This is a genomic window from Coprococcus sp. AM11-30B (assembly GCF_027674365.1).
Classification (GTDB): domain Bacteria; phylum Bacillota; class Clostridia; order Lachnospirales; family Lachnospiraceae; genus Allocoprococcus; species Allocoprococcus comes.
Genome location: NZ_JAQDVB010000010.1, coordinates 112,256 through 118,813 on the forward strand (window position 1 = coordinate 112,256; position 6,558 = coordinate 118,813).

Consider the following 6,558-nt stretch of genomic DNA (forward strand, 5'->3'; position numbering starts at 1 on the left):
AATATGCAAGGAATGCTATTGAATGAATATGAAATCAAACAAATAACTTCAACATTAACAAAGCATTACAATGAAATATTGTTATTAACTATAATGCCGACAGAATCTTGTAACTTTAGGTGTGCATATTGCTATGAGAATCATGATGATATTGTTATGAATGAAGACATTATACAAGGGTTGGAAAAATATATAGAAAATAGCTATCATCAATATAATCATATAAGCATTAGTTGGTTTGGAGGAGAACCGACATTGTGCAAAAAAACAATTTTAAGAATCAATCAAAAAGTCAAAAAATTGCTTAATTGTGAAAAAAAGTATTCATTTTCCATGACAACAAATTAATTTAGATGCCATACATAGATTGCCTAGTGATATATATAAATTTAATATAATGATTAGAAACAATATTTATGCAGATAATTCCGATTTTACATGGTATAAATTTTTAGATGAAAAATATGGAGATGACGAACGTTTCGGAATTCTTGTGCGACAAGTAGGAAATTTAGGTGGAGATATTGATACGAAAAATATCTTGTCCGAAAAAGAAGGAAAGTTGCTTATACAAAAACATGTTGAATATATAGATAAACTTAGAATTAGATGTGATAACAATGGAATTGAAAAAAATCTTGATATAGGTAGAGGAATGTGTTATGCATCATATAAAAATGGATATACAATTCGAGCAAACGGAAAGGTGCAAAAATGTACAGTTGCGTTTGATTTAGATGCGAATGAAGTAGGATATTTAGATTCGCATGGATACTTACACATAAACGAAGAGAAAAATAAAATATGGTCTGATAATAATATTGCAAAAGATTGTTATTCTTGTAATAAAATCTTTACTTGTTTAAATAAAATGTGCCCACTAAAAAAAGTAACTGACAAAACGTATAAATGTAATGAATACCAAAGTTTTTTTACACAAACTACATTAAACGATTTTTAAGGGAGAGAATAATTGCAAACATATCTAAAAAAATATAAATTCCAGAATCTGCTCATTATTTTAGAGCTGATTTGCACAAACCTGCTGTTGCTTGCAAGTACACTTATCACTATGCGGATGGCAAGGCTGGTTATGGATGGCGATTTTAAGGGAATAGTTATCTGTTCTTTGCTGATAATCGTTATTTATCTGATTCTGCATTTCATGTTTTGGAAAAATGATGTGCATACGACGAAAGTGATTGCCCGCATGAATCAGGATATGAGAAGGGATCTTAACCGTAGGATTCTGGCAGCAGGAACACAGGAATTGGGAGAGAATGACACCGGAGAATATATTTCCTGGTATACGAACAATTTGAAAGAGGCGGAAAATCAGGGATTTTTAAATTTTTATAATGCTGTTGATGCAATCATCAAACTGATTATAGGAACGGTAACACTTGCCATGATTCAGTGGAAGCTGCTTCTGTGCACTGTTTTGACAACAGGAATGGTATATTTATATACTCATTTTTTTCCTGGAGATGTGAGTGAAGAATCAAAGAAAGTATCCGATGAATGGGAATCATTTACACAGATTGTAAAAGAACAGCTGCAGGGGGTAACTGTTCTAAAATACTTCGGACATCAAAAGGATTTCAAAAACAGGATTGGCCAGGCATCAGAGCAACTGGAAAATCAAAGATACCGCTATGTAAAATGTAAGGGTAAAGCATCGCTAAAAATGAAAGCGGTAAACGCACTGGCGGGATTGATTAATAATCTTGTCCTTTTTGGAATGTGTGCCTTTAGGATCATACCGGCTGAAATTTTTTTCGGTGGAGGTAACCTGACATATCAGGTAAAAGATGCAATACTCTCTCTTTCAGAACTTAAGATTGCTTTTGCAGGAGCAAAACCATATTTCGATAAAATCATTTATCAGGAAAAGAACGACAAGAAAAAAGAACCATTACCGCCGGTAAAGGAAAAAATCGAAATCAAAAACCTTGGGTTTTCTTATCCAGGTCATGTAGTCTTTGAGCATTTGAATATGGATTTCAAGATTGGTGGAAAATATGCCCTTGTCGGAGAGAGTGGAAGTGGAAAAACAACGCTTCTCAGATTATTATTGGGACAATTACAGGTAAATAAAGGCGCAGTTTTATTCGATCAGACGGATGCGTGTGCTTATGACCCGAAATCATTCAGTGACCAGATGGCATACATTGAACAAAATGTATTTCTTTTTCACACAACTATTCGAGAAAACATAACTCTGGGAGGGGATTTCACAGAGGAACAGATTGAAGAGGCTTTAAGAAATAGTGCGCTTTATAAAGACCTTAGGCTTTTTGAGAATGGTTTGGATACAGATGTTGGAGAAAACGGAAGAAAGCTCTCAGGTGGACAACGGCAGCGGATTGCTGTTGCCAGGGCACTTATCCATAACCGTAAGATTTTGATCATGGATGAGGGAACTTCCGCTCTGGATAAGGAGAATGCAAAAATAATTGAGGAATCTCTGCTGGAAGAACCGGATATTACGCTGATTTTGGTAAGTCATCATCTAGATAAAAATGAAATAGAAAAATACACAAAGGTATATCATCTTGGAGAGAAGGTGAGCGCATGAAAAAATATCTGATCAAATATAAATGGCAAAACTTCCTTCTTTTTCTGCTTTTAGTTCTTACAAGTGGAGTGTCGACCGGATACGCTTTCTTGCAGATGTATATCGGTAAACAGGTCATGGAAGGGAATTTCCGGATGGTCCTGATCACGGTGGTGTGCAATACCGTTTTGATTTTTGGCAACAGTATTTTGTTCTATATTCAAAATAAATATCAAACCTATCTCATCGCGAAAATGAATCAGGATTTTCGAAACGATATCAGTAATCGGATCATGAGAACTTCCTTTGAAAAGCTTTCCGCTACGGATACCGGAGAGTATTTATCGTGGTACACAAATGATGTTCGCGAAGCGGAAAACCAGGGATTCCAGATTTTTTACAGCTGTATGGAAGAGGCGTTACAGCTGAGCCTCGGAGCAATTTCCCTTTTGTTTATCCGATGGGAAATATTGCTGCTGACAATTGTCGTTTCCGTGATTTCACTTTATACAAGCCGGATATTTGGCGATAAGGTAGAGGAGTATTCAAAAAAAGTATCAGCGGCAACGGAAAAATATACTGACAGAATCAAAGAACAGATTGCCGGATTACCTGTGACACAGGCTTTTGGACTTGCCAAGCGTTTCGAAAGCAAAATTAACGCTTCTGGTGATGAACTGGAAAAGGAAAGATGCAATTTCGCTGAAAAACAAGGAAAAGAAGGCTATAAGGCAATGGTAATCAGCATTTTCGGAATCAATGCGATCAACATGCTGACATTTGTTCTTTGTGTATTACGTATCATTGCACCGGAGGTTATTTTTGGAAGTATCAATCTGACAAACCAGGTCGGAAATTCTTTTGGACAACTTATTTCTTACCGTTTGAAAATGGCTGGAGCACGCCCGTATTTTGCCAAAGCCGAAATGCAATCAGCTGACGAAGAACCGAAGGCAGAAGCAGCACTTCCTTCCTTACAAAAGGAAATCAAAGTTGAGAATCTGTCCTTTTCTTATGGCGAGCAGGAAGTCCTGAAAGGACAAAACCTTATCTTTCAAAAAGGTGGAAAATATGCGATTGTTGGAAAGAGTGGCTGTGGTAAAACAACTCTTTTGAAATTGCTGCTTGGTCAGCTGAAAGGATATAACGGAAAGATCTTATATGACGGAAAAGAACTTTCCTCATATGATGTAAATTCTTTTTACGAGCAGATGGCTTATATAGAGCAGAGTATATTCCTTTTTGACACATCCATTCATGATAATATTACTCTGGGTGATGGCGTCAGTGCAGAAAAATTGGAAGAGATTCTGGCAATGAGTGCTTTAAAAGAAGAAGTCAAAAAGTTCCCGGATGGACTTGAAACAAAAGCAGGGGAAAATGGGAAAAATCTTTCCGGAGGACAAAAGCAGCGGATTGCCATAGCCCGAGCACTTGCCCATGACAGACAGATTTTATTTGTCGATGAAGGCACATCTGCGCTTGATGCTGAAAATGCAATGGTAATCGAGCAGGCACTTTTGGCATGCAAAAATCTGACATTGATCCTGATTACACATCATATGAAAGAAGAAAATCTTCCGCTATTTGATAAGGTATATCATTTGGGAGAATAGAAATTTAAAATATGAAGGGAGGCCGCCCCATGAATCAAAAAGCAGGTGAGATATTTTTTCCAATATAAGATTAACGTATCTTTTGGCACCCTAATCTTATATTGGAAAAAAATGAGTGATAAAAAGGATTATTTTGTTGGAAACGGGGTTTCTTTAATTTTGACCGCTAACATTATTGTATCCTATCCTTCTGATGCAAAATCAATTATCCGTTGCGAGCTTAATTGGAAAACAGGATCTACCATTTATCAAAGTGATCAATACAGCCAGTTTAACAGCAAAGAGCCAGTTTATACCGCAGGAGCCCTCATTTATCTGTTACTTATCATAGTATATTCTTACTTTTATACAGGGATTATCTTTAATGCAATTGAGGTTGCCCACGATCGGTGTATTTATTCATCCAACACTAAAGAACACGTTTATAAATACCCTTGCTGTTCTGATGATCGCCATTGTCGGGGCAGCAGTATACAGGGGAATTGATTATGGAATGACAAAAATTATTTCCCTATTATTCTAAGGACCGGAATACGGTCCTTTTTATATGAATCTTCCATACTGTTTGTGGTTTTTTCAGAACACTAGGAGGTGATTATTTGGTCGATACGAATGTACCTAATAACGGAAAGCTTCTATATGTCCGTAAAGGAAGCAAGCCGATTAATTGGCATATCAGAAAAGACCATGAGAAATCTTGCTTATGAATTAAATATTCAAGTCCGTATTGGGAAAAGAGTCTTGATCCATAGAAAAAAACTTGAGAAATGGATCGATGCACAAACTCGACTTCACTAGGATTTTGTCGTAATCATTGAAAGTAGGATTTCCGGTGCTGGATGAAAGCAAATTCTCGGTTCATATCTTGAAAAGCAATTTAAAATTTGTTAAGATGATACGGTCAATATCTATCCTGGTGAGTTAGAAAGAAAGGATAGGTGATTGCCATGGGAAAGGACTTAAAAGGAAAAGAAATAGGTAAGGGTATTATCCAACGTAAAGATGGCTATTATCAAGCCTGTATTTATCAAAGAGGATATGGAAAACCTATTTACCTATATTCAAAAAATTTAAAAGAAATAAAAAAGAAGAAACAATACAAAAAGGAAATTTGGGATTAAAAATAGAAACTGAAAAGATTACACTAAATCAATGGTTTGAACAGTGGATGAGTCTTTACATGATCACCCGTTTAAAAAAGACAACAATCTCCAATTATTTAAATTCTTACAGGCGTTGTGAAGAATACATAGGTTACATGAAGTTAAAGGATATACAAATGACAAATATCCAATACATGATAAATGACCTTTACAAAAAAGGTTATACGATATCAACAATCAAAAGTTCTGTTTCTGTAATCTATTCCTGTTTAGAAAAAGCAGTTACACTGAGAATTCTCTTCAATTTTGAAAAAGGCTATATAGACGTCTATAAAACATTAAATCGAACACCTATATACTATGATGAGCATGGTAATAAATTGGAAGAACATTATTACACAGTGCAAATTACAACCCCTAAAAAAGCAGCTAGTGTACGGAAAGTTCCTTTGCTGAAAGTTGTAGCGGACGCATTAGAAAGCTGGCGAGAAAAACAGAACGCAGATAAACGGAAATTGAAGAAAAAATGGGGTGTAAATAATTCGCTGCTGAAAGATTATCCCGAACTAATATTTACTACACAATATGGTAACTATTATTTATCGACACAAGCTGAACGGGAATGCAAGCGAATTACATCAATAATGAACAGACGGGAAGAAAAAATGCATTGAATGTATGCATAATTATACATTTCCTGATAATGATACAATCACAATAAGTTCGAAAACAATGTAAAAAATAGTGTATAATCGAATAGTAATGCTTGTAAACCCTTGAAAAATAAGGAGATTTTGATATGACTGGTGATTTAACACCGACTGCCCGATAATTTTAATCCTACAAAAACGCGATAAAGCGCGTGGTTGAGGGATTTTTTATGGTCGGAAAAGCTGTCTGAAAGTTCTGACAATGGCATGGAGTGTACTGTAGTGTTGTGGAGTACATTGGAGTACATGGTCAAAAAATGGGCACAAATACTTTTTCCCAAATGCATACTCATGCATATTGTGTAACCTTTTTTAATGTTAGTTCTCCTATGTTTGTATAATTATTTCGTTTTTTATTCTAATTCAATTCATTTTTATCTTTTCAACTGTTAAATCTAAATTTTGCGTTTCTGCAAAATTGTTTATACAATTTCCTGAGATCAGGTATTTTATACATTGAAATAAAAAGAAGGTTTCAATTTATGAATATCAATAACAGTAAATATATCTTCTATGATGCCGGGGTCAAAACATAGCGTTTTCTATATGCTAACCCCTGCTTGAACCTTGAA

The 6,558-nt window shown here is 35.3% G+C and carries 8 protein-coding genes; all 8 read left to right on the forward strand.

Annotated elements, in window-relative coordinates; all coding sequences use genetic code 11:
* A partial coding sequence (locus PGU50_RS08600) for a radical SAM protein (RefSeq protein WP_270246704.1) occupies positions 1-348 on the forward strand: 348 nt, incomplete at its 5' end.
* 49 nt (positions 349-397) lie between these two features.
* Positions 398-961, forward strand: a complete 564-nt coding sequence (locus tag PGU50_RS08605) for a hypothetical protein (RefSeq protein WP_270246705.1) — start codon at positions 398-400, stop codon at positions 959-961.
* Between the two features lie 12 nt (positions 962-973).
* Positions 974-2,578 (forward strand): ABC transporter ATP-binding protein, encoded by a 1,605-nt coding sequence (locus PGU50_RS08610; RefSeq protein WP_270246706.1) that lies wholly within the window; start codon positions 974-976, stop codon positions 2,576-2,578.
* Complete coding sequence (locus tag PGU50_RS08615) at positions 2,575-4,173, forward strand: ATP-binding cassette domain-containing protein (RefSeq protein ID WP_270246707.1); 1,599 nt, start codon at positions 2,575-2,577, stop codon at positions 4,171-4,173. The genes PGU50_RS08610 and PGU50_RS08615 overlap by 4 nt, the downstream gene beginning before the upstream one ends.
* A gap of 111 nt (positions 4,174-4,284) precedes the next feature.
* A complete protein-coding gene (locus PGU50_RS08620) occupies positions 4,285-4,659 on the forward strand; it encodes a hypothetical protein (RefSeq protein WP_270246708.1) in 375 nt (124 codons plus the stop codon).
* Positions 4,660-4,812: 153 nt separating this feature from the next.
* Positions 4,813-4,971 (forward strand): DUF6462 family protein, encoded by a 159-nt coding sequence (locus PGU50_RS18220; protein WP_442872530.1) that lies wholly within the window; start codon positions 4,813-4,815, stop codon positions 4,969-4,971.
* Between the two features lie 149 nt (positions 4,972-5,120).
* The gene (locus PGU50_RS08625; RefSeq protein ID WP_270246709.1) at positions 5,121-5,294 is read left to right on the forward strand and encodes a hypothetical protein; all 174 of its coding nucleotides are present in this window, start codon (positions 5,121-5,123) and stop codon (positions 5,292-5,294) included.
* Positions 5,285-5,950 (forward strand): hypothetical protein, encoded by a 666-nt coding sequence (locus tag PGU50_RS08630; protein ID WP_270246710.1) that lies wholly within the window; start codon positions 5,285-5,287, stop codon positions 5,948-5,950. The genes PGU50_RS08625 and PGU50_RS08630 overlap by 10 nt, the downstream gene beginning before the upstream one ends.
* Positions 5,951-6,558 lie beyond the last annotated feature (608 nt).

Coding starts and splice junctions, on each gene's coding strand:
- PGU50_RS08625 (WP_270246709.1), top strand. CDS start 5,121: ATGGGAAAGGACTTAAAAGGAAAAGAAATAGGTAAGGGTATTATCCAA.
- PGU50_RS08615 (WP_270246707.1), top strand. CDS start 2,575: ATGAAAAAATATCTGATCAAATATAAATGGCAAAACTTCCTTCTTTTT.
- PGU50_RS08620 (WP_270246708.1), top strand. CDS start 4,285: ATGAGTGATAAAAAGGATTATTTTGTTGGAAACGGGGTTTCTTTAATT.
- PGU50_RS08605 (WP_270246705.1), top strand. CDS start 398: ATGATTAGAAACAATATTTATGCAGATAATTCCGATTTTACATGGTAT.
- PGU50_RS18220 (WP_442872530.1), top strand. CDS start 4,813: ATGTCCGTAAAGGAAGCAAGCCGATTAATTGGCATATCAGAAAAGACC.